The sequence below is a fragment of the Xanthomonas sp. genome, assembly GCF_017163755.1.
Classification (GTDB): domain Bacteria; phylum Pseudomonadota; class Gammaproteobacteria; order Xanthomonadales; family Xanthomonadaceae; genus Xanthomonas_A.
Genome location: NZ_JAFIWC010000019.1, coordinates 1 through 22,603, shown reverse-complemented (window position 1 = coordinate 22,603; position 22,603 = coordinate 1). Strand labels below are relative to the sequence as shown.

General features: G+C 71.7%; 21 protein-coding genes. 15 read left to right on the top strand and 6 right to left on the bottom strand.

Features of this window, described 5'->3' with window-relative positions:
* Window positions 1–68 precede the first annotated feature (68 nt).
* From JR065_RS13590 to JR065_RS13580, 3 genes are read left to right on the top strand one after another with little or no spacing between them, the layout of a single operon-like run.
* On the top strand, window positions 69–638 hold the full coding sequence (locus JR065_RS13590; RefSeq protein WP_206234799.1) for an RNA polymerase sigma factor: 570 nt from the start codon (window positions 69–71) through the stop codon (window positions 636–638).
* Window positions 635–1,042, top strand: a complete 408-nt coding sequence (locus JR065_RS13585; protein WP_429001870.1) for a hypothetical protein — start codon at window positions 635–637, stop codon at window positions 1,040–1,042. Before JR065_RS13590 ends, JR065_RS13585 begins: the two co-directional genes overlap by 4 nt.
* A gap of 5 nt (window positions 1,043–1,047) precedes the next feature.
* The gene (locus tag JR065_RS13580; protein ID WP_206234797.1) at window positions 1,048–1,545 is read left to right on the top strand and encodes a DUF3106 domain-containing protein; all 498 of its coding nucleotides are present in this window, start codon (window positions 1,048–1,050) and stop codon (window positions 1,543–1,545) included.
* A 327-nt stretch (window positions 1,546–1,872) separates the two neighbouring features.
* Here the strand turns inward: JR065_RS13580 and JR065_RS13575 are convergent, their stop codons facing one another.
* The 3 genes from JR065_RS13575 to JR065_RS13565 form a co-directional block, all read right to left on the bottom strand.
* Window positions 1,873–2,952, bottom strand: coding sequence for an NAD(P) transhydrogenase subunit alpha (locus JR065_RS13575; protein WP_206234796.1), 1,080 nt, complete (start codon window positions 2,950–2,952; stop codon window positions 1,873–1,875).
* 85 nt (window positions 2,953–3,037) lie between these two features.
* On the bottom strand, window positions 3,038–5,380 hold the full coding sequence (locus JR065_RS13570) for a DUF1631 domain-containing protein (protein WP_206234795.1): 2,343 nt from the start codon (window positions 5,378–5,380) through the stop codon (window positions 3,038–3,040).
* A gap of 224 nt (window positions 5,381–5,604) precedes the next feature.
* Window positions 5,605–7,827, bottom strand: a complete 2,223-nt coding sequence (locus tag JR065_RS13565) for a DUF1631 family protein (RefSeq protein WP_206234793.1) — start codon at window positions 7,825–7,827, stop codon at window positions 5,605–5,607.
* A gap of 201 nt (window positions 7,828–8,028) precedes the next feature.
* Between JR065_RS13565 and JR065_RS13560 the strand changes: the two genes are divergently transcribed.
* The 5 genes from JR065_RS13560 to JR065_RS13540 all read left to right on the top strand — a co-directional run bounded on the left by JR065_RS13560 (window position 8,029) and on the right by JR065_RS13540 (window position 12,122).
* Complete coding sequence (locus JR065_RS13560; protein WP_206234792.1) at window positions 8,029–8,604, top strand: nitroreductase family protein; 576 nt, start codon at window positions 8,029–8,031, stop codon at window positions 8,602–8,604.
* A gap of 17 nt (window positions 8,605–8,621) precedes the next feature.
* Window positions 8,622–9,557 carry a 5'-3' exonuclease H3TH domain-containing protein gene (locus JR065_RS13555; RefSeq protein WP_241093621.1) on the top strand — a complete coding sequence of 312 codons (936 nt, stop codon included), beginning with the start codon at window positions 8,622–8,624 and terminating at the stop codon, window positions 9,555–9,557.
* A gap of 277 nt (window positions 9,558–9,834) precedes the next feature.
* Entirely contained in the window at window positions 9,835–10,386 is a 552-nt protein-coding gene (locus tag JR065_RS13550) for an NUDIX hydrolase (RefSeq protein WP_206234791.1), read from the top strand.
* Window positions 10,367–11,179 (top strand): N-formylglutamate amidohydrolase, encoded by an 813-nt coding sequence (locus tag JR065_RS13545; protein WP_206234790.1) that lies wholly within the window; start codon window positions 10,367–10,369, stop codon window positions 11,177–11,179. The genes JR065_RS13550 and JR065_RS13545 overlap by 20 nt, the downstream gene beginning before the upstream one ends.
* A gap of 79 nt (window positions 11,180–11,258) precedes the next feature.
* Complete coding sequence (locus tag JR065_RS13540; protein ID WP_206234789.1) at window positions 11,259–12,122, top strand: transglutaminase domain-containing protein; 864 nt, start codon at window positions 11,259–11,261, stop codon at window positions 12,120–12,122.
* 227 nt (window positions 12,123–12,349) lie between these two features.
* Here JR065_RS13540 and pip read toward each other — a convergent pair whose 3' ends face one another.
* Window positions 12,350–13,291, bottom strand: a complete 942-nt coding sequence (gene pip / locus JR065_RS13535; protein ID WP_206234787.1) for a prolyl aminopeptidase — start codon at window positions 13,289–13,291, stop codon at window positions 12,350–12,352.
* A gap of 294 nt (window positions 13,292–13,585) precedes the next feature.
* Window positions 13,586–14,416, bottom strand: a complete 831-nt coding sequence (gene prmC / locus JR065_RS13530; protein ID WP_206234786.1) for a peptide chain release factor N(5)-glutamine methyltransferase — start codon at window positions 14,414–14,416, stop codon at window positions 13,586–13,588.
* A gap of 226 nt (window positions 14,417–14,642) precedes the next feature.
* Here prmC and ahpC point away from each other — a divergent pair, with 226 nt between their 5' ends.
* The 7 genes from ahpC to JR065_RS13495 all read left to right on the top strand — a co-directional run bounded on the left by ahpC (window position 14,643) and on the right by JR065_RS13495 (window position 21,280).
* Window positions 14,643–15,206 carry an alkyl hydroperoxide reductase subunit C gene (gene ahpC, locus JR065_RS13525; RefSeq protein WP_206234785.1) on the top strand — a complete coding sequence of 188 codons (564 nt, stop codon included), beginning with the start codon at window positions 14,643–14,645 and terminating at the stop codon, window positions 15,204–15,206.
* A gap of 194 nt (window positions 15,207–15,400) precedes the next feature.
* Entirely contained in the window at window positions 15,401–16,993 is a 1,593-nt protein-coding gene (gene ahpF, locus JR065_RS13520; protein ID WP_206234784.1) for an alkyl hydroperoxide reductase subunit F, read from the top strand.
* A gap of 108 nt (window positions 16,994–17,101) precedes the next feature.
* Window positions 17,102–18,067: a LysR substrate-binding domain-containing protein gene (locus JR065_RS13515; RefSeq protein WP_206234782.1), complete on the top strand. Its 966-nt coding sequence runs from the start codon at window positions 17,102–17,104 to the stop codon at window positions 18,065–18,067.
* 91 nt (window positions 18,068–18,158) lie between these two features.
* Entirely contained in the window at window positions 18,159–18,959 is an 801-nt protein-coding gene (locus tag JR065_RS13510; protein ID WP_206234781.1) for a hypothetical protein, read from the top strand.
* 95 nt (window positions 18,960–19,054) lie between these two features.
* Window positions 19,055–19,486: a nucleoside diphosphate kinase regulator gene (gene rnk, locus JR065_RS13505; RefSeq protein WP_206234780.1), complete on the top strand. Its 432-nt coding sequence runs from the start codon at window positions 19,055–19,057 to the stop codon at window positions 19,484–19,486.
* Between the two features lie 52 nt (window positions 19,487–19,538).
* Window positions 19,539–20,516 carry a transaldolase gene (locus JR065_RS13500; RefSeq protein WP_206234779.1) on the top strand — a complete coding sequence of 326 codons (978 nt, stop codon included), beginning with the start codon at window positions 19,539–19,541 and terminating at the stop codon, window positions 20,514–20,516.
* Between the two features lie 194 nt (window positions 20,517–20,710).
* Entirely contained in the window at window positions 20,711–21,280 is a 570-nt protein-coding gene (locus JR065_RS13495; protein ID WP_206234778.1) for a type 1 glutamine amidotransferase family protein, read from the top strand.
* A 524-nt stretch (window positions 21,281–21,804) separates the two neighbouring features.
* Here the strand turns inward: JR065_RS13495 and msrA are convergent.
* The gene (msrA, locus tag JR065_RS13490) at window positions 21,805–22,455 is read right to left on the bottom strand and encodes a peptide-methionine (S)-S-oxide reductase MsrA (protein ID WP_206234776.1); all 651 of its coding nucleotides are present in this window, start codon (window positions 22,453–22,455) and stop codon (window positions 21,805–21,807) included.
* Between the last annotated feature and the right edge of the window lie 148 nt (window positions 22,456–22,603).

Below are 22,603 nucleotides of genomic sequence, written 5' to 3'. Positions count from 1 at the left end.
CGCCGCGGCGGTCAACCGCGCCCGCGGCGGCGCGTTATCGAGGCATCCCCGCGCCAGGAAGCTAAGCTGTGCTGGTGAGCACCCCTGCCTTCGACCCGCCACCGACCGATGCGCCCGCGCGTCCCGTGCCGGTGTCGCTGGATGCGTTCCTGGCCGAGATCGGCCCGCGCGCGTTCCGCTTCGCCGAGGCCGGGCTGCGCCAGCGCGAGGATGCGCTGGACGCGGTGCAGGACGCGATGATCAAGCTGCTGGCCTACCGCGAGCGTCCGCCGCAGGAATGGACGCCGCTGTTCTGGAGCATCCTGCGCACCCGCATCATCGACCTGCAGCGCCGCCGCGGTTTCCGCCTGCGCTTCTGGGCGCCGAGCGGCGAACGCGACGGGGACAGCCAGCCGGACTGGGCCGATCAGGGGCCGGACCCGGCGCAGCGCCACGAGCAGCGCCAGGCGCATGCGCATCTGGTGGCGGCGCTGCGCGAACTGCCGGCGCGCCAGCGCGAGGCGTTCACGCTGCGCGTGCTCGAAGAGCTCGACGTGGCCACCACCGCGCGCGCGATGGGCTGCTCGGAAGGCTCGGTGAAGACCCATCTGTCGCGCGCCCGCGACGCGCTGCAGAAACGACTGGAGGATGTCCGGTGAAACCCGAATCCGTTAACCCCGCCTTCGATGCGCGCATGCGCGAACTGCACCAGGCCTCGCTGCAGGCGCTGCCGCCGCAGACGCTGGCGCGGCTGCGCGCCGCGCGCCACGGCGCCGGCCAGGCGCATGCCGCGTCCGCGCCGCGGCGCTGGGGCTGGCTGCTGGCCGCAACGCCGGCGGTGCTCGGCGCGGCGTTCGGCCTGCACCTGCTGCTGCGTCCGGCGCTGCCGCAGTCCGACGCCGCGGCGCCGATCGTCGCCGGTGCGGCCACGCCGGCGGCGGCCGACCCGGCCGTCGCCATGGCCGCGGCGGCAGGCGACGCCGATGCCGGCGACGGCATGCTGGAGGAAAATCCCGACCTGTACCTGTGGCTGGGCTCCGAAACTTCGCTGGCGATGGAATGAACACGATGAACCGCTTGTCCCGTTTCCCCCTGCTGCTGGCGCTGCTGTGCGCGGCACCGCTGGCGCTGGCCGCGCCGCCGCCCCCGCCGCCGCCAGCACCGGCCGACGACGCAGGCCCGCCGCTGCCCGACTGGGAACACCTGAGCGCGCAGCAGCGCGAACTGCTGATCGCGCCGATACGCCAGCGCTGGAACGAATCGCCGCAGCAGCGCCGCAAGATGTTCGAGCATGCGCAGCGCTGGCAGACGATGACGCCCGAGCAGCGCGCGCGCGCGCGCAAGGGCGCGCGCCGCTACGAGGACATGAGCCCGCAGCAGCGCGAGGAAGCGCGGGTGCTGTTCGAGCGCATGCGCCAGCTCACGCCGGAGCAGCGCAAGACGCTGCATGTACGCTGGAAGGCGATGACCCCGCAGCAGCGCAGCGAGTGGGTCAAGGCCAATGCCGGCAGCGACGACAGCGCCCGCCACGTCCCCGCGCCGGGCGCCGATCGGCCGCTCCCGTAGCGGCGGCCATGATCGCGATGCGCGGCGCCGGCAAGCCGGCCGGCGCCGGAGCGTGTCGGGGCTGAAGCCCCTCTACAGTGCACCCAGCCAGTCACGCGGCGGCTTTTTGTAGGGCGGTTTCAACCGCGACGAGCGTAGCGGTGGACGTTCCGGCTTCGGAGGCTGTCGGGGGCTGAAGCCCTCCCACAGAGCATCAAGCCGCTACCTCACCGCAACGGCGGGCGCCCGGTTGCCGGCGCCTTCCTGCCGCGGCGCAGCGACCCGCGCCGAGCTTGAGACGATCGACCAACGGCGCCGTGGCGTGCGCGGCATGTGCGGCGCCGGGTCTCAGCCGTTCCAGCGGGTCTTGGCCAGCAGCTCGTCTTCCCAGTCGAAGGCCAGCGCGCCGTCCTTGAGGAACAACGCGACGAAGTTGTACACGTTGCGCGCGTACATTTCGCTGGCATGCACCGCGCCCATGCTGGCCAGGTCCAGCGGGCCGGACACCACCACGCCACCGTGTTCGATCGTCTCGCCGGGGCGGGTCAGTTCGCAGTTGCCGCCGGTCTCGGCGGCCAGGTCCACGATCACGCTGCCGGGCTTCATGCCGTCGACCATCGTCGCGGTCAGGATCTTCGGCGCCGGGCGGCCGGGCACTGCCGCGGTGCACACCACCACGTCGATGTTCTTCAGGTGGTCGGCCAGCCGCCGCTGCTGCTCGGCGCGTTCCTCGTCGGTCAGCTGCCGCGCGTAGCCGCCCTCGCCCGCGGCGCTGACGCCCAGGTCGAGGAACTTGCCGCCCAGCGATTCGATCTGCTCGCGCGTCTCCGGGCGCACGTCGAAGCCCTCCACTTGCGCGCCCAGCCGCTTGGCGGTGGCGATGGCCTGCAGGCCGGCGACGCCGGCGCCGACGATCAGCACCTTCGAAGGACGGATGGTGCCGGCGGCGGTGGTCAGCATCGGGAAGAAGCGCGGCGCCAGCTGCGCGGCGATCAGCGTGGCCTTGTAGCCGGCCATGCCGGCCTGCGAACTGAGCACGTCCATCGCCTGCGCGCGGGTGGTGCGCGGCAGCCGCTCCAGCGGGAAGGCGACGATCTGCCGCGCCTGCATCGCCTCGGCGCGCGCCGGGTCGGCCTGCGGCTGCAGGATGCCGACCACGCTGGCCGCGGGCTTGAGCTGGTTCAGCGCCACCACCGGCAGCGGCTGCACGCACAGCACCAGATCGGCCTGCGCCGGGGTGGCCGCGTCGGCCAGCTGCGCGCCGGCGTCCAGATAGGCGGCATCGACGAAGCCGGCCGCCGCGCCGGCGCCCGGCTCCACATGCACTTGCGCGCCCAGCGCGACCAGTTTCTTCACCGTCTCCGGGGTCGCGGCCACGCGCCGCTCGCCATTCGCCGATTCCTTCACCACCAGCACTTGCACTGCCATGCGATTCCCCGTGCGTTGCCCGCCTAAGTCGGCGCCGATGCTACAGGGTCCGCGCCGCGATGGCAGCGCCGCGGCGGGCGCCGGCTCAGTGCAAGGTGGCGTTGTGCGGGTCCAGGCGGTCGATCACGCCCTGCATCGCGCTGTCGAAGGCGCCGTCGTTGACGTGGCTGCGCAGCCGCCCCAGCCGCACCATCACCGCCAGTTCCTCGGGCGAGGCCACGCAGAAGCGCACGCCGCGCCGGTTCACGAACAGCAACCGCGCCGAGATCGGGCTCACCCACGACAGCTTGCCGGTCTGCACCTTGCCGTCGCGGTCGATGAAGTCCAGCCAGGTGCCGATCGGCATCGAGCGGAAACGGTCGGCGTCGGCATTGTCGTAGTCCTCGACCGTCTCCGCGGCGGTGACCTCCACCGGCTGCGCTTCCTGCACCGGCGGCTGCGGCAGCGCCACTTGCGGCAGCTCCGGCAGCGGCCGCTCCAGCTCCGGGCGCAGCTCGGCGACCGCCTGCAGCGTGTCGTGCAGCGCGTTGATCGCCGCATTGGCCGCATCGGCATGCAGGCCGACGCTGGCCAGCACCTTGTGCAGCGGCGCCTGCCACGCCTGCAGCCACGGCTTGCCGACGATGTGTCGGCGCGCCTCGGCCGCTTCCTCGAGCAGGCCGTCGGCCAGCGCCAGCGCTTCGCGCACGCCGGCACCGTCCTCGCCCTCGCGCAGCAGCGCCATGGTCAGGTAGTGCAGCCACGGCTGGCGCAGGAAATCCTCCAGCGCCTGCGGCAGTTGCACGCCGTCCAGGCGCGCGTCCAGTTCGGCGCTGCCGCGCTGCCGCGCCAGCTCGAGTTTCTCCTGGCCGCGCTGGGTCTCGGCGGCGCGGCGCTCGGCGATCTCGATCCGGCGCCGGTGCTGGGCCAGGAAATCGCGGAATTCCTCTTCCAGGGTCAGGAAGATCGCCAGGTTCTCGTTGAACTCGGCGACCAGCCGCTCGATGATCTCCTCGACCTTGCCCATCAGCACGCGCTCGGCCGGGCTTTCGCCGGTATTGCCCTCGCAGGCCTCAGCCAGCGAGTTGAGCAGCCGGCGCGCCGGATGGGTCTTCTGCACGAACATGCGCCGGTCCAGCAGCGCGACCTTGACGAACGGCACCACCAGGCGGCCGATCAGCTCGCGCGAGCGGCCTTCCAGGTCGCGCTCGTCGAGCATCACGTCGAACAGCATGCCGACCAGGTCGATCGCGTCCTCGTCCACCGGGTCCAGCCGCGCGCTGGCCGGGTCCACGCCGAGCTGGGTGGCGTTGGACAGCACCTCGCTCTTGAGCCGCTGCGCCAGCGATTCGCCGTCGTCGCCGATCGCCGCGCGCAGCGTCGCGCTCGGCGTGGCCTGCAGCAGCGACAGCACCGACATCATCTCGCGCTGGCTCAGCGGGCGCTGCTGGCCGACCGCGGCGGTGGCCGCGGAGGTGGCGTTCTCGCGCACGCTGCGGGTCTGCTGCAGCAGTTCGTGCAGCGCTTCGAGCAGCACGCCCTGGCTGCCGCCGGGCAGGTTGGCGCCGGCCTCGGCATAGCCTTCGGCGGCCTGCAGGCGGCCGCGGCTTTCGTTCCAGCGGTTGACGAAGCGGCTGGCCCAGGCCGGCGCGTGCTGCTCGTCGTAGTCGCCGTCCTCGCCGAAGCCGTGCTCGCCGGCGGCGCCAGCGCCGGCGTGCTCGGCGCGCGCCTGGCGTTCCTCGGCGCCGGGCGCGCGCCGCGGCGGCGGCGGCGGTCGCCGCGGCTGCGAAATCTCCGGCATCACTCCGGCCTTGGCCAGGTTCTCGTCGAGCGCCTGGTACAGCTTGCCGATGCCGGCGGTGAGATCGCGCTCGCACAGCTTGATCAGCACCAGGCGCACTTCCGGCGCCAGGTCGCTGGTGGCGAAGGCTTCGTGCACCGCCACGCCGATGTGTTCGGGACCGACCGGGTTGCTGTCGGCATCCAGTTCCAGGCCGCCGGCGATCCAGCCCAGGCGGCGGTCGATGCGTCCGAGCACCGGCTTCCATTCGCGCAGCAGCACGCTGGCCAGGTTGCGCACGGCCAGGCGCGATTCCAGTTCGTGCTCGGGCACCAGGCTCAACCCCTGGCCATGTTCGGAATGGCCGGACAGCGCGGCTTCGGCCGACAACGGCGCGCCGGCTTCGAGCGACTGCCAGGCCAGGTCCAGCTGCGCGCGGAAACGCGCGGCGATCTCGTCGCGGCGCCGGCGCAGTTCGCGCATGCCGTCCAGGAACAGCAGCTGCGAGGCGCCTGCGGTTTCCGCGCGGTCGAACAGCACGTCGTCGAAATGCGCCAACGCCGCGGCGAAGGCCTGCCCCAGCACCGGCAGCATGCCGTCACGCGCCTGCGCCAGAAGACGCGGGTCGCGCGCGGAATGTGCGTACGGCGAACTGGGGCTGGGCGTCATGCGCAAAGGCTCCGCGCCTTGCCAGGCGCCAGGAAGAAAGTGGGTGGAGGTCGAACGGAAGCGGCCCCTGTTTCCGCTCCCGCATGGTAGGCAAGGCACCTGAACGACAACTGTGATGCGCTGGGCATTTTACGCTCCCGACCTGACGAGCGTATGTCGAACGCCGCAACCGGGCCATCCCGGCCGTTCCGGCCAGACCGGGGGCTGCGTGCCGGCGCCGGCGTTCATGCCGCCACCGCCGCTCCGTCGAGCCGGTCGACCACGCCCTGCATCGCGCTGTAGAACGCATCGTCGTCGCGGTGCAGGCGCAGGCGCTCCAGCCGCACCATCATCGCCAGCGCCTCCGGCGACGCCACGCACAGGCGCCCGCCGCGGCGGTTGACGAACATCAGCCGCGCCGAGATCGGGCTGACCCACGACAGCTTGCCCGGCTGCGCCCGCCCTTCGCGGTCGACGAAGTCCAGCCAGGTGCCCAGCGGCAGCGTGCGGAAGTAGTCGGCGGTGATGTGGTCGAAGTCGGACGCCTGCGCCGGCTCGGGCAGCGCCGGCACCGGTTCGGCGGCGGGCGCTTCGGCCAACGCCGGCGGCAATGCCGGCGCCAGCGGCAGCGGTGCCGCCGGCCGCGCGTTGGCCAGGTCCTCCAGCGCGTCGCACAGGCCCTGCCAGGCCGCCTCGGCCGCCGCCGCGTCGAGCCCCACGCTGGCCCACAGGCGCAGCAGTCCGGCGCGCTGCGGCTGCAGCCAGCCCTCGGCCGGCGGCGCGGCCGCGCGCGCCAGCGCGCACTGCGCCAGCACTGCATCGCCCAGCGCCAGCGCCGCCTGCAGCGCCGGCCCCTCGCCGTCGTCGCGCAGCGCCGATTGCTGCAGGAAGTGGCACCAGGCTTGGCGCAGGAAGGCGTCGATGGGCGGCGGCAGCGGTTCGCCGGCCAGCCGCTGCTGCAGCGCGCGGGCCGCGATCGCCCGCGCCTTCTCGCGGCGCTCCTCGGCGCGCTGCAGTTCGGCCGCGCGCCGCTCGGCGATCTCCACGCGGCGCCGGTACTGGTCGTAGGCGTTGCCGAAGTCCGCTTCCAGGGTCAGGAACACCGCCAGGTGTTCGTCGAAGTCGCGCACCACCCGTTCCACCACCGCCTGCGCCTGCGCCAGCAGCGCCTGTTCGGCCGCGGTTTCGCCGCCGTTGCCGTCGCAGGCGTCGGCCAGCAGGTTCAGCAGGCGCCGCGCCGGATGGCCGTCGCGCACGAACAGGCGGCCGTCGATCAGCGCGACCTTGGCCAGCGGCACCAGCATCTGCCCGAGCAGTTCGCGCTGCGCCGGCTGCAGCACGCACTCGCCGAGCATCACCTCGAACAGCAGGCCGACCAGGTCCAGCGTGTCCGCGTCGGCCGGGTCCAGGCAGGTGGCGGCCGGTTCCAGTCCCAGCGACGCGCCGACCGCCACGACCTGCCGCTGCAGCCCTTGCGGCAGCGAGCCGCCGCCCTCGAGCACGGCGGCGTAGCCGGCCAGCGGTCCGGTCTGCAGCAGCGACAGCACCGACAGCAGTTCGCGCGGCGACAGCCGGCGCCGGGAGTCGTCGGCGTCCAGCGGCGGTCGCGCCTCGTGCAGCAGCTCGCGCAACGCCGGCGGCAGCACTTCGCGTTCGTCGCGCGCATGCGCATCCAGCGCCACGCGCCGCTGCACCGGCGACGGCGGCGTGGCCGCCCAGCTCTCGAAGAAGCGGCTGATCCAGTCCGGCGCGGCCTCGGCACCGTCGTCGGCCGCGGCATCGCGCGGGATGCGGCGGCGGCGCGCGCGGCCGAGCGGCAGTTCGCGCGCGCGCGCGACCTCGTCCAGGCGCTGCTCCAGCCGCGCATACAGTTCGCCGACGCGCTCCTGCAGCTCCTGCTCGCAGATCTTGACGATCGCCAGTTGCACCTGCGGCGCCAGCACCAGCCCGTTCAGCGCCGCATACACCGCCGCGCCGACGTGCTCGGGACCGAACGGGTTGTTGTCGCCGTCCACGCGCTGGCCGCCGGCGATGAAGCCGAGGAAGCGGTTCAGCCGCATCAGTTCCGGACGCCAGCGGTGCTGGATCGCGCCGGCCAGGTTGCGCACCGCCAGGCGCACGTCCAGCTCCTGTTCCGACACCAGGCTGAGGTTGCCGCGCTCGCGCACCAGGGCGCGCTCCACCGACAGCGGCTTGCCCGCCTCCAGCGCCTGCCAGGCCTGCGCCAGATGCGCGCGGAACCGCGCCGCGACCGGCTCGCGCTGCTGCCGCAGCAGGTGGATGGCCTCGAAATAGTCGTTCTGCGCAGGACCGGCGCGCTCGGCCATGCGGAACAGCGCGTCGGCCAACACGTCGAGCACCTCGCCGAAGGCGTCGGCGAGCGGCACCAGCACCACGTCACGGACCTGCTCGAGCAGGTCCGAATTGCGGCTTGGCAGCAACTCTTCGGCGTATTCAGCTTTCGTCATGGCAGTGTGATACGCGAGCCCAGGTGAGACGTACGTCAATTCAGAAGCTAGCGGCAGATCCCAACTGAAACTTGATCCGATCCGCGCCGCGGCAGGGCGATCGCGACCCAAGCCGCCGCTGCGCGCATCCGCGCCGGCGGGCAGGAGGACGCACCGCGAGGCGCGACTATAATCCCGCGTTTACCCAGCCGATTCGAGACTATGCGCACACTTTACTCGCTGCAAGCGCTGGATGAACGCCGCTCGGTGCCGTCCAAGCAGTTGAGCGCGCCGGGGCCCGACGACGAGACCCTGCTGGCGATGCTGGCGTCGGCGGTGCGGGTGCCCGACCACGGCAAGCTGGTGCCGTTCCGTTTCCTGCGCATCGCCGGTGCGGCGCGGCACGCGCTCGGCGATTTCCTGGCCCAGCGCACGCGGCAGCGCGATCCGGCGGCGCCGGCGGCGGCGGTGGAAAAGGACCGCGAACGCTTCGCCCATGCGCCACTGATCGTCACCGTGATCGCGCGCCTGCAGGCCGATGCGAAGGTGCCGCAGATCGAGCAGTGGCTGAGCGCGGGCAGCGTCTGCTTCGCGCTGCTGCAGGCCGCGCAGGCGCATGGCTTCGGCGCGCAGTGGCTGACCGCGTGGATGGCCTACGACGATGCGGTCGCCGCGCACCTGGGGCTGGAGGCGAACGAGCGCATCGCCGGCTTCATCCATATCGGCACGCCGAAATTGCAGGCGCCGGAACGCGAGCGCCCGGACCCGCGGCAGCTGCTGAGCGACTGGACGCCGTGAACGCGGTGCCGCCGACGCTGCCGGGATCCGGCGCGACCGCTGCGCCGCTGCGGCGGCCGCTGTACCTGGTCGACGCCAGCCTGTACGTGTTCCGCGCCTGGCATTCGATTCCCGACGAGTTCCAGGACGCGCAGGGCTGGCCGACCAACGCGGTGCACGGCTTCGCGCGCTTCCTGCTCGACCTGCTCGAACGCGAGCGCCCGCAGCACATCGTCATCGCCTTCGACGAGGCGCTGGACAGCTGCTTCCGCAACCGCCTGTATGCCGCCTACAAGGCCAACCGCGCGCCGGCCCCGGACGCGCTGCGGCGCCAGTTCGCGCACTGCAAGGCGCTGTGCGCGGCGCTGGGCCTGGGCGTGCTGGTGCACCACGACTACGAGGCGGACGACCTGATCGGCAGCGCGCTGCACAGCGCGCGCGGCGACGGTTTCCACGGCGTGATCGTGTCTGCCGACAAGGACCTGTCGCAGTTGCTGCTGGAGTTCGACGAACAGTGGGACTACGCGCGCGGCCAGCGCTGGGGCGCGGCCGGGGTGAAGGCCCGGCACGGCGTGCACGCGCACCAGATCGCCGACTACCTGGCGCTGACCGGCGATGCGATCGACAACATCCCCGGGGTCACCGGCATCGGCGCCAAGTCGGCGGCGATCCTGCTGGCGCACTTCGGCGACCTGGACACCTTGCTGGCACGGATCGACGAAGTGGCGTTCCTGCGCCTGCGCGGCGCCGCGCAGATGGCGCTGCGGCTGCGCGAACAGCGCGAACACGCGCTGCTGTGGCGGCAGCTGACCACCATCGCGCTGGACGCGCCGCTGCATTCGGCGCCGGCCGGCTTCGCCCGCGGCAGCGCCGATGCGGACATGCTCGGCGGCCTGTGCGAGGCGCTGCGCTTCGGCCCGCTGACCCGGCGCCGGCTGCTGCAGGCGGCGGGGCTTGGAACGGCCGGCGACTGAGCCTGCCATCCGTTCCCGGGGCCGCGCCGCCGTGGCGCGTGGTACGGGGCCAAGCGACAGCGAAGAGTGGACGCGGTCCAGGGCGATGGCGCGGTGCCGGCCGCGCGGCCGCGACCGTTCGATCCCGCCCCCGCGGCGCCTGCCGGCAGCGTGGCGCGCGCAGCGCACGGCGATGCGCCGTGGCATCGCCGCGACGCCGATGGCCCTACACTTCCGCCATCCGGCGCGCGCGATGCGCGCGCCGACTCCTTCTTCATCAGCAGAGCGAATGCCGCCCATGAATCGCCACGACTCTCCGCCCCGCATCGTCTACGAAGGCAAGTACCAGCGCATGGTGGTGCGCGGCACCTGGGAATATTCCGAGCGTGTGCATGCCGGCGGCCTGGCCGCGATCATCGTCGCGGTGACCCCGGACGACGACGTGCTGTTCGTGGAGCAGTTCCGCGTGCCGCTGCAGGCGCGCACGATCGAGATGCCGGCCGGGCTGGTCGGCGACATCGACGCCGGCGAATCGATCGAGGCCTCGGCGATCCGCGAGCTGGAAGAGGAGACCGGCTGGACCGCCGACCATGCCGAGGTGCTGATGATCGGTCCGACCTCCTCGGGCGCCAGCAACGAGAAGGTCGCCTTCGTCCGCGCCACCGGGCTGCGCCAAGTCAGCGGCGGCGGCGGCGACGCCAGCGAGGACATCATCGTGCACGCGATCCCGCGCGCGCGCGCGGCCGCCTGGCTGGTGCAGAAGATGGGCGAAGGCTACGAGCTGGACGCCAAGCTGTGGGCCGGGCTGTGGATGATCGAGCACCAGCTGGATGGCACCGCGCGTGGCTGAGGCGCGCACGGCGCCGGACGCGCACGGCACGCTGCTCGGCGCGGACGACCCGCCTGCCTACACCGTGCACCGGCCGCAGGGCCGCTCGCCGTACCTGCTGATCGCCGACCACGCCGGGCAACGCGTGCCCAAGGCGCTGCGCGGGCTGGGCCTGCCGCAGCACGAACTGGACCGGCATATCGGCTGGGACATCGGCATCGACGGCGTCACCCGCGAGCTCGCGCAGGCGCTGGACGCGTTCGCGATCACCCAGACCTATTCGCGGCTGGTGATCGACTGCAACCGTCCGCTGTCGGCGCCCGGCTCGATCGTCGCGGCCAGCGACGGCACCGTGGTGCCGGGCAACCAGGCGCTGGACGCGCAGGCGCGCGATGCGCGCGCGCGCGAGATCTTCACCCCCTACCACGCGCGCATCGCCGCCGAACTGGACCGCCGCGCGGCCGCCGGGCAGCCGACGATCCTGATCGCGCTGCACAGCTTCACCCCGGCGATGGCCGGCGTGGCCCGGCCGTGGCACGCCGGCGTGCTGTACCAGCGCGATCCACGCCTGGCCCATGCGCTGCTGGCCGAACTGCGCGCCCTGCCGGGCCTGGTGATCGGCGACAACCAGCCGTATTCGGTCAGCGACGCCACCGACTACGCGATCCCGGTCCACGGCGAAGCGCGCGGGCTGCCGCACGTGGAACTGGAGATCCGCCAGGACCTGATCGCCGACGCCGCCGGGCAGCGGCAATGGGCGGCGCACTTGCTCATCATGCTGAATCGGTTGCAAGCTGCCTTCACACCAGGCTGAGCGAACGCTGCGCACTCTCGGTGCACACGCCGTTCCCGCCCGGGGACGGCACGGCCCTTCCCCGCACCGGACACCCCTCATGCTGATCCGTTTGGGCTACGAGATTCGATACCGCTTCCTGCAGCCGACGCCGGTGCTGGCCATGCTCGACCTGCACGACAGCCGCCGCACCGACGTGGTCGTCGCCGAACCGCTGCGCACCGAACCGGCGGTGCCGCTGCGCAGCTACCGCGACGGCTTCGGCAACATCTGCACGCGGCTGATGGCGCCGGCCGGCGCGCTCACCTTCCGCGCCGACGCGGTGGTGCGCGACAGCGGCCTGCCCGACCAGTTCAAGTACGACGCCGCGCAGGTGCCGGTCGAGGCCCTGCCCGACGAGGCGCTGGTCTACCTGCTCGGCAGCCGCTACTGCGAAACCGACCTGCTCACCGGCATGGCCTGGGACCTGTTCGGCAGCGCGCCCACCGGCTGGGCGCGGGTGCAGGCGATCTGCGACTACGTGCACGCGCAGATCGAGTTCGGCTACGAACATGCGCGGCCGACCAAGAGCGCGGCGCAGGCGTTGCAGGAAGGGCGCGGGGTGTGCCGCGACTTCGCCCATTCGGCGATCGCGCTGTGCCGCTGCATGAACATCCCCGCGCGCTACTGCACCGGCTACCTGGGCGACATCGGCGTGCCCGCGTCGGCGGCGCCGATGGACTTCTCCGGCTGGTTCGAGGCCTTCCTGGACGGCCAGTGGTACACCTTCGACGCCCGCCACAACCTGCCGCGCATCGGCCGGGTGCTGATGGCGCGCGGGCGCGACGCGGCCGACGTCGCGATCAGCAACACCTTCGGCTACAACACGCTGGAATCGTTCGTGGTGTGGACCGAACAGACCGACCAGGCGGCGCTGACCGCGCGCCCGGCAGCGGCCGCGGCGCCGCTGCCGTTGCCGGCCTAGGCGGCGCCTGCGGCGATCGCGGAACGGCGCGTGCCGGTCCGCGGCGTGGCCGGTGCGGCACGGCGACGGCCGGCATTCGCGGCGAGGCCGGGATTGCCCGCCGCCGCCGCGCCGGCTCGTCCACGCGGCGGGTGCCTGCCGCTACCTGGCCGGGCCCGCCGACCCGGCCACGCTGCGGGTCGCCGCGCGGCCGCAAGCGGCGCGATCCGGCCGCACCGCTTGAACCGCTAGGCGAAGCCATCGGTGGCGCGGACCAGCGCGTCCACGTTCTCCGGCTCGAACGCCGAATGCCCGGACGCGGGCGTGATTTCCAGCGCCGCCTTCGGCCACGCCTTGTGCAGTTCCCATGCGCTCTGCAGCGGGCACACCACGTCGTAGCGGCCTTGCACGATCACCCCGGGGATGTCGGCGATCCGCGGCGCATCGCGCAGCAGCTGGTCTTCCACCTCGAAGAAGCCGCCGTTGACGAAGTAGTGGTTCTCGATGCGCGCGAACGCCAGCGCGAACTGCGGGTCCTCGTGGCCGCTGACGAAATCCGCGTCCACGTGCAGGAAGCTGGTGGCCGCTTCCCACACGCTCCAGGCACGCGCCGCGGCCAGCCGCGCGGCCTCGTCGTCGCCGGTCAGGCGGCGGTGGAACGCGGAGATCAGGTCGGCGCGCTCCACCGGCGGGATCGCCGCGACGTAGTGCTCCCACGCGTCCGGGAACAGGCGGCTGGCGCCTTCCTGGTAAAACCACTCCAGCTCCCAGCGGCGCAGCATGAAGATGCCGCGCAGCACCAGTTCGGTGACGTGCTGCGGGTGGGTCTGCGCATAGGCCAGCGCCAGGGTCGAGCCCCAGCTGCCGCCGAACACCTGCCAACGCCCGATGCCGAGCTTCTCGCGCAGCTTCTCGATGTCGGCGACCAGGTCCCAGGTGGTGTTGTCGACCAGGTCCGCGTGCGGCGTGGAGCGGCCGGCACCGCGCTGGTCGAACAGCACGATGCGGTACTTGGCCGGGTCGTGGAAGCGGCGCATCTTGGCGCTGACGCCGCCGCCGGGACCGCCGTGCAGCAGCACCACCGGCTTGCCCTGCGGATTGCCGCACTGTTCGTAGTACAGCGTGTGGCGCGCGTCCACCTGCAGCGTGCCGCTGTCGAACGGCTGGATCTCGGGATACAGAGTGCGCATGGCGATTCCTGCGGAGAAACCGCGATTTTAACCGGGATGGCGCGCTGCCGATGCCCTGCTGCCGCACGCCGCACGCGCGCTGCGCCGTGGCGGCCGATCCCGCGCGCGACAGGCACGGCTTCGTCCACGCCGCGACGCGTCGGCGGCCGGTCGATTGCGGTCGTGGATCGTGGCGAGCGAAGCGATGGACCTGCGGCCTTCGCAAGCGTCGGGCTGGAGCCCTGCGGCATTCCATCCAAGCAATCCAAGATCCTTCTTCCACCCCCGCGGCGACTCGAACGGTGCGCAACCGCGTCAGCCGGTCAGCCAGCGTCCCAGCGTGACCCGGTCCCGCGCCTCCAGATCCTGGTGCGTCGCCACCGCGTCGAACCCGGCCGCGGCCAGCAGCGCGCGCACCGCGGCGCCCTGGTCCCAGCCGTGCTCGAGCAGCAACCAACCGCCGGCCAGCAGGTGCGCCGGCGCGGCGGCGGCGATGGCGCGGATGGCGTCCAGGCCGTCGACCCCGGACGCCAGCGCCGTGGCCGGCTCGTAGCGCAGGTCGCCCTGCGCCAGATGCGGGTCGCGCGCGGCGATGTACGGCGGGTTGCTGGCGATCAGGTCGAAGCGTTGCCCGGCCAGTGGCGAAAACCAGCTGCCGAGGCGGAACTGGACGTTGTCCAGGCGGTGCGCCAGCGCATTGGCCCGCGCCACCGCCAGCGCCGCCTCGCTCAGGTCGGTGGCCAGCACCTGCGCCTGCGGGCGCTCGCTGGCGATCGCCAGCGCGATCGCGCCGCTGCCGGTGCCCAGGTCGGCCACCCGGCGCCCGGGCCGCGCGTCCAGCCGTTCCAGCGCCAGTTCCACCAGCCGCTCGGTATCGGCGCGCGGGATCAGCGTGGCCGGGCTCACCGCCAGGTCTAGCGTCCAGAAGCCGCGCCGGCCGGTCAGGTAGGCGACCGGCTCGCCCTGCACGCGGCGCGCCAGCAGCGCCTCGAAGCGCTGCACCGTGTGCGCCGGCAGCGGATCGCGCGCGTGCGCGAACAGCCAGGCGCGGTCGCGCTGCAGCGCATGCAGCAGCAGCGGCTCGGCGTCGCCGCGCTCGATCCGCGTGCAGGCCGCGCGCAGCAAGGTCTCGGGGGTCTCGTTCATCCGCGTCACGATGACGCAGACATGGGTAAAAGCCAACGTGGTAGAACGGGCGCCGGCTGGAGCGCCTTCGGCGGTCGCCGCAGCGCACCAAAGAGCCAGGCTTGAATATCGATAGTCAGAGCCTATCTATCCAATTCCATCAATCGATTTGAGAAATCTATTGCTGGCTTTTACCATGACCCTCGTTCCATCCCCCGTCCCCTTCGCAACCCCAAGAGGAAACTACATGTCTTTGATCAACACCCAGGTCCAGCCGTTCAAGGCCACCGCCTACCACAACGGCGAATTCGTCGAAGTCACCGACGCCAGCCTGAAGGGCAAGTGGTCGGTGCTGATCTTCATGCCCGCCGCGTTCACCTTCAACTGCCCCACCGAAGTCGAGGACGCCGCCGACAACTACGCCGAGTTCCAGAAGATCGGCGCCGAGGTCTACATCGTCACCACCGACACCCATTTCTCGCACAAGGTGTGGCACGAGACCTCGCCGGCGGTCGGCAAGGCCAAGTTCCCGCTGGTCGGCGACCCGACCCACCAGCTGACCCGCGCGTTCGGCGTGCATATCGACGAGGAAGGCCTGGCCCTGCGCGGCACCTTCATCATCAACCCGGAAGGCGTGGTCAAGACCCTGGAAATCCACGACAACGCGATCGCCCGCGACGTCACCGAGACGCTGCGCAAGCTCAAGGCGGCGCAGTTCGTCGCCGCGCATCCGGGCGAAGTGTGCCCGGCCAAGTGGAAGGAAGGCGAAAAGACCCTCAAGCCGTCGCTGGACCTGGTCGGCAAGATCTAAGCCGCGCCCCGCTCCCATCTCCGCCGTTGCGGCGGGGGTGGGGGTGAACCGCAGCCCGCGTCGCGGCACGCCCGCCACGCCCGCCTGTTCCGCCGCGCCGGCTGCGGTTCACCCCTCCTCCCCAATTTCCTGCGGCGGCCTGCCCTTGCGGCAGCGAAGCCCGCCCTTCCTTTGCCCATTGCCAGGAGTCCACCATGTTGGATGCCGATCTGAAAACCCAGTTGAAGTCCTACCTGGAGCGGGTCGTCCGCCCCATCCACATCACCGCGTCGGTCGACGACGGCGCCAAGTCGCGCGAGATGCTGGACCTGCTCGAGGACCTAGTGCTGCTGTCGGACCAGATCAGCCTGGACGTGCACCGCGACAGCGGCGAGCGCACCCCGTCGTTCGCGCTGAGCAGCCCCGGCCAGGACATCCACCTGCGTTTCGCCGGCCTGCCGCTGGGCCATGAGTTCACGTCGCTGGTGCTGGCGCTGCTGCAGGTCGGCGGGCATCCGTCCAAGGCCACCGCCGAAATCATCGAGCAGGTGCGCAACCTGCCGGGCGAATACGTGTTCGAAACCTATTTCTCGCTGTCGTGCCAGAACTGCCCGGACGTGGTGCAGGCGCTGAACCTGGCCGCGGTGCTGAACCCGAACATCAAGCACGTGGCGATCGACGGCGCGCTGTTCCAGCAAGAAGTGGAAGCGCGACAGATCATGTCGGTGCCCACCGTGTACCTGAACGGCGAACTGTTCGACCAGGGCCGCATGACCCTGGAGCAGATCGTCGCCAAGCTCGACACCGGCGCGGCCAAGCGCGACGCGGCCAACCTCTCGGCCAAGGCGCCGTTCGACGTGCTGGTGGTCGGCGGCGGCCCGGCCGGCGCGGCGGCGGCGATCTACGCCGCGCGCAAGGGCATTCGCACCGGCGTGGCCGCCGAGCGCTTCGGCGGCCAGGTGCTGGACACGATGGCGATCGAGAACTTCATCTCGGTGCAGGAGACCGAAGGCCCGAAGATGGCCGCGGCGCTGGAGCAGCACGTGCGCCAGTACGACGTGGACATCATGAACCTGCAGCGTGCCGAGCAACTGGTCCCGGCCGGCGCCGACGGCCTGGTCGAGATCCGGCTGGCCAATGGCGCGTCGCTGAAGTCCAGGACGGTGATCCTGTCCACCGGCGCGCGCTGGCGGCAGATGAACGTGCCCGGCGAGGACCAGTACCGCAACAAGGGCGTGGCCTACTGCCCGCACTGCGACGGCCCGCTGTTCAAGGGCAAGCGCGTGGCGGTGATCGGCGGTGGCAACTCGGGCGTCGAGGCGGCGATCGATCTGGCCGGCATCGTCAGCCATGTCACCCTGATCGAGTTCGACGGCAAGCTGCGCGCCGACGAGGTGCTGCAGCGCAAGCTGCGCAGCCTGGGCAACGTGGACATCATCGTCAACGCGCAGAGCACCGAGGTCCTCGGCGACGGGCACAAGGTCACCGGGCTGGTGTACCGCGACCGCGTCGGCGGCGACACCCACCGCCTGGGGCTGGAAGGCATCTTCGTGCAGATCGGCCTGCTGCCGAACACCGAATGGCTGAAGGACACGGTGGCGCTGTCGCCGCGCGGCGAGATCATCGTCGACGACCGCGGCCAGACCTCGCTGCCCGGCGTGTTCGCCGCCGGCGACGCGACCACGGTGCCGTACAAGCAGATCGTCATCGCGATGGGCGAAGGCTCCAAGGCGGCGCTGAGCGCGTTCGACCACCTGATCCGCAGCAGCGCGCCGGTCGGCAGCGGCGCGGTGGCCGAAGCGGCCTGAACCACCGGGCCGCCGCTGCGCGCCGGCGCCGCCGGCGCGGAGTAAGCTGCTTTTCCAGGCCGGCGGCACCACGGTGCCGCACCGATCGCACCGACGAGGACGCTCCGGATGAACCTGCGTGACCTGAAATACCTGGTGGCGCTGGCCGATCACAAGCATTTCGGTCGCGCCGCGGCGGCCTGCTTCGTCAGCCAGCCGACGCTGTCGACGCAGATCAAGAAGCTCGAGGACGAACTGGGCGTGCCGCTGGTCGAACGCGCGCCGCGCAAGGTGATGCTGACCCCGGCCGGGCGCGAGGCGGCCAGCCGCGCGCGCGGCATCGTCGCCGAGGTGGAGCAGATGAAGGAGGCCGCGCGGCGCAGCCAGGATCCGGAAGCCGGCACCGTGCGCCTGGGCATCTTCCCCACGCTGGGGCCGTACCTGCTGCCGCATGTGATCCCGAGCATCCGCGAGCGTTTCCCGCAGCTGGAACTGCTGCTGATCGAGGAGAAGAGCGACGTGCTGCTCGAGCGCCTGCGCGACGGCCGGCTCGATGCCGCGCTGCTGGCGCTGCCGCTGCACGACGACCAGCTGCACAGCGAGTTCCTGTTCGAGGAGCCGTTCGTGCTGGCGGTGCCGCAGAACCATCCGCTGGCCAGGCGCGATTCGCTGAGCCTGAGCGAATTGCGCGAGCAACGCCTGCTGTTGCTCGAGGACGGCCATTGCCTGCGCGAGCAGGCATTGGACGTATGCCATCTGTCCGGCGCGCTGGAGAAGGCCGAATTCCAGGCCACCAGCCTGGAGACGCTGCGGCAGATGGTGGCGGCCAACGTCGGCGTGACCCTGCTGCCGCTGCTGGCGGTGCAGCCGCCGGTGGCCAGCCCGTCCAACATCCACCTGCTGCGTTTCGACGACGCCAGCGGACCCAGCCGGCGCATCGCCATGCTGTGGCGGCGCAGCTCGGCGATGAGCGATTTTCTCGAACAGCTGGCCAAGCTGTTCAAGGCGCTGCCCGAGGCGCTGCTGTCGGCCAAGGCCGCGCCGATCGCCCTCGCCGCGCGCAGCGCGCCGCCGCCGAGCGTGGCCACCGCCTGAGCGGCGTGCGCATTGCGGCGGGACCACGCCGATACACGTGGCCGCGGCGAACGGTGCGACAATCCAGCGCCCACCTGGTAAAGGAATGCGGATGACCTCCATCGGAAGCGTGCTCGGCCGCCATCGCAACAACGCGACGCTGTCGATCGTGGTGATGCTGTTCGGCGTGGCCCTGCTGGCCTGCGGCGTGCTGCTGTTCGTGGTGCGCGACCGGGTCGCACCGGAAGCGGCGCAGACGCTGCAATGGACCATGCTCGGCCTGGTGCTGGTCGGCGCGCTGGTCGCCGTGCTGGGCTGGGCGATCCGCCGCGGCGGCTGGGAACAGGGCGAGCTGGGCGTGCGCCGCCTGCCCGAACGCGGCGACGGCACCTTCCTGTACCGCGATATCGTCGAGACCTGCCAGTTCTATCGCAGCGGCATCTCGGTCAACCTGGGCTGGCGCCGCGACGGCCAGGCGCAGTGGCACAGCGCCAACGGCCACCTCGGCGGCTACTACAAGTTCCTCGACCGCTTCATGCACGGCTACCTGCAGGCGCGCGTGCCGGTGCTGCTGGCGCAGATCGATGCCGGGCAGAGCGCGAACTTCCGCATGGTCACCACCGCCGCGGCGATACGCCGCGAGTTCTCGGTCAACATGAAGGGCTTCACCCGCGGCCCCACCGAGACCGTGCAGGTCAGCCGTGAGCGCATCGCCTTCGCCGGCAACGACATCCGCATCGACGACATCGTCGGCATGGACGTGTCGGCGTGGACCTCGCGCCTGCAGTTCCAGCTGCGCGGCGGCAGCAAGGTCGGCGTCAGCTACACCGCGCTGTTCGACGGCCCGTTGCTGTTGGCGCTGCTGCAGCGGCTGCTGCCCGCGCAACCCCTGCCCCAGCCTTCCGCTGTCTGAGCGTGCCGGCGGCCGTGCGGCCGCCGCGCGTTGCAGCCAGCGCCACCGGGCGGCGCTTCGAAGCGCCGCCTTTTTCATGACCCTAGGAGTCTGCCATGTCCTCGCAACCGCAAAGCGGCCTGCCCCCTTCCATCATCGTCTCCAGCCGCGACCTGGCCCGCCTGGAAGCCTTGCTCGAATCCCCGGCGCTGAGCCGGCACCCGGCCGCGGTCGCGCTGGGCGCGGAACTGAGCCGCGCCACCGTGCTGCCGCCCGAACAGATCCCCGACGGCATCGTCACCATGCATTCGCGGGTGGAATGCGAAGACGAACTCAACGGCGAATGCCACCAGCTGACCCTGGTCTATCCGCACGAGGCGGACGTGGAACGCGGCCGCGTCTCGGTGCTGGCGCCGGTCGGCAGCGCGTTGCTCGGCCTGGCCGTGGGCCAGTCGATCGACTGGCAGGCGCCCGGCGGACGCGCGTTGCGCCTGCGCGTGACCGCGCTGCACTACCAGCCCGAGGCCGCTGGCGACCTGCGCCGCTGAGCGTTAACGTGCACGGGTTTATCCTCCACTTCATTCGCTCCGAGAGATACCGATGACGTCTTCCGCTCCCTCCAAACTGGCCCAGTTGCGCGAGCTGTCCGTGGTGGTCGCCGATACCGGCGACTACGATGCGATCAAGCGGCTGCGCCCGGTCGACTGCACCACCAACCCCACCCTGGTGAAGAAGGCGCTGGACCTGCCGGTCTACGCCGACCTGATCGACGATGCGCTGGCCTGGGCACGCAGCCAGGGCGGCGACCGCGACGCGCTGGTCGACGAGATCGCCGACCGCCTCACCGTCGGCGTCGGCAGCCGGCTCAGCGCGCTGATCCCGGGCCGCGTGTCCACCGAGGTCGACGCCGATCTGGCGCACGACACCGCCGCCACCGTGGCCAAGGCGCACAAGTTCATCGCCATGTACGACGCGGCCGGCATCGGCCGCGACAAGGTGCTGATCAAGGTCGCCGCGACCTGGGAAGGCATCGAGGCCGCGCGCCAGCTGCAGCGCGACGGCATCGACTGCAACCTGACCCTGATCTTCAACCCGACCCAGGCGCTGGCCTGCGCCGAGGCCGGGGCGTTCCTGATCTCGCCCTTCGTCGGCCGCATCCTCGACTGGTACGTGGCGCAGGGGCAGACCCCGGCGAGCATCGACGAGGACCCGGGCGTGGTGTTCGTGCGCGGCGTCTACGACACCTTCAAGCGCCGCGGCGCGGCGACGGTGGTGATGGGTGCCTCGTTCCGTTCCACCGCGCAGATCGAGGCACTGGCCGGCTGCGACCGCCTGACCATCTCGCCGGACCTGCTGGAGAAGCTCGACGCCGACCACGGCGAACTGCCGCGCAAGCTGAGCCCGGCCGCGGCCGCGGCGGCATCGACCGACGCGCCGATCGACGCGGCGCGGTTCGCCGCGGACCTGGCGCAGGACCCGATGGCGACCGAGAAGCTGGCCAGCGGCATCGACACCTTCGCCAAGGACCTGCAGGCGCTGCGCGACAGCATCCGGCAGAAGCTGGCGGCGGCGCAGTAAGCCTCGCGCAAGCGGCACGCGGGAGCGGCGGCGACGCCGCTCCTTTTTTTTGCCCCTCGCCATCGGCCGGACCTCGGCCGCCGCCGCGCGTCGACCACCGCCGGTTGCGCTGCGCGTGCCGCGCCGCCTCGGCCTTTGCGCCGGCGCAACTTCCCCGCGACTATGCTGCGCACCTTCGAACAAGAGGCGCAGCAATGAGCAAGATCGCGGTGGTGATGGTCGACGGCGTGGCGGACTGGGAGATCGGCACGATCCTGCCGGCGGCGCGCGCGTGGTTCGGCGACGAGATCCTCGTGGCCAGCATCGACGGCAAGCCGGTCGGTTCGATCGGCGGACTGACGCTGCAACCGCAGTACGCGCTGTCCGATCTTGCGCCCCTGGACGCGGACCTGTGGCTGCTGCCGGGCAGCGACCGCTGGCAGGCCGGCGAGATCCCCGGGCTGAGCGCGCTGCTGCAGCAACGCATCGCCGCCGCGCGTCCGGTCGCCGCGATCTGCGGCGCGACGCTGGCGCTGGCCTACGCCGGGCTGCTCGACACCCGCCCGCACACCAGCAATTCCGAAGCGTTCCTGCGCGAGCACGTGGGCGTCTACGCCGGCACCGCGCACTACCAGGAAACGCCCGTGGTCAGCGCCGGGCAGCTGGTCACCGCGCCCGGTACCAGCCCGGTGGGCTTCGCGGTCGAGTGCCTGCGCCTGCTGCATCCGGAACGCGAGGAGCAGATCGCGCAGATGCGGCAGACGTTCGCCGCCGAGTTCGCATGAGCCGCGGCGCGGCGCGCGCCGCCGCGCAGACACCATTGCGCCGCCAGCGCGTGACGGACAGGCCGGTGCGCCTGCCACGCCCTGCTGCGGCCGCGCACGCAGGCACAGCAGACTGAGCCGGCACCACCGGTCGCCGCGGGGATGCCTTGCTTTCCACCACCCCACGCCATGGAGATGCTCGCCAAGCGCATCCAGACCCCAGCGCCGGACCGGACAACCCGCACAAGCCGATCGGCGTGCCCATGCTCGCCGGCACCTCCGCCTCGGCAAGACCGGGACGGCGCTGGCGCTGGCCGAGGCGCTGTACGGCGTCGATGTCGGAGGGCAGGCGGTGCTCCGATCCACGCGGGCGCGGCGACGACGCGCATGGCCACCTGCCCGCGGATGGTGCCGCCACAGCCGCCGCTACTCCACCACCGATGCCCCGGTCGTCGCCGCGACGGCGCAGCGCGCGGCCAGGCAACGAAATCCGGCTCGACCGCTCCGCGCGGCCGCGAGCTCGGCGCGCTCGCGGCCGCGCCCGGTCAGGCCTCCAGCCCCAGCGGGCAGCTGACCCCGGTGCCGCCGAGGCCGCAGTAGCCGCCGGGGTTCTTCGCCAGGTATTGCTGGTGGTCGTCCTCGGCGTAGTAGAACGTGGGCGCCGGATACGCGATCTCGGTGGTGATCGGGCCGTAGCCGGCGGCGTTCAGGCGCTGCTGGTAGGCGTCGCGGCTGGCGATCGCGGCGTCGTACTGCGCCTGGCTGCTGCAGTAGATCGCCGAGCGGTACTGGGTGCCGGTGTCGTTGCCCTGGCGCATGCCCTGGGTCGGATCATGGCTTTCCCAGAAGGTCTGCAGCAGCTGCTCGAACGTCACCGCATGCGGGTCGTAGACCACCAGCACCGCCTCGGTGTGGCCGGTCTGGCCGGAACACACCTCCTGGTAGGTGGCGTTCGGGGTCTGCCCGCCGCTGTAGCCCACCGCGGTGGTGAACACGCCCGGCAGCGACCAGAACTTGCGCTCGGCGCCCCAGAAGCAGCCCAGGCCGAACTGCACCTGCTCCAGCCCGGCGAAGGCATCGCGCAACGGACGGCCGTTGACGAAGTGGCGGTTGTGCAGCGGCAGCGGCTGCTCGCGGCCGGGCAGGCTCTCGCCGGGGCGCGGCAGGCGTTGCTTGAAGGCACCGATTCCCAACATGGCGCTGGACTCCTGGCATCGAAAGGGATGCATGCTGGATGGCGCTGGCGGGGGTGGGTTTCAAGGGCGTGGCGGGACTCGGGACTCGGGACTCGGGACTCGGGACTCGGGACTCGGGACTCGGGACTCGGGACTCGGGACTCGGGAC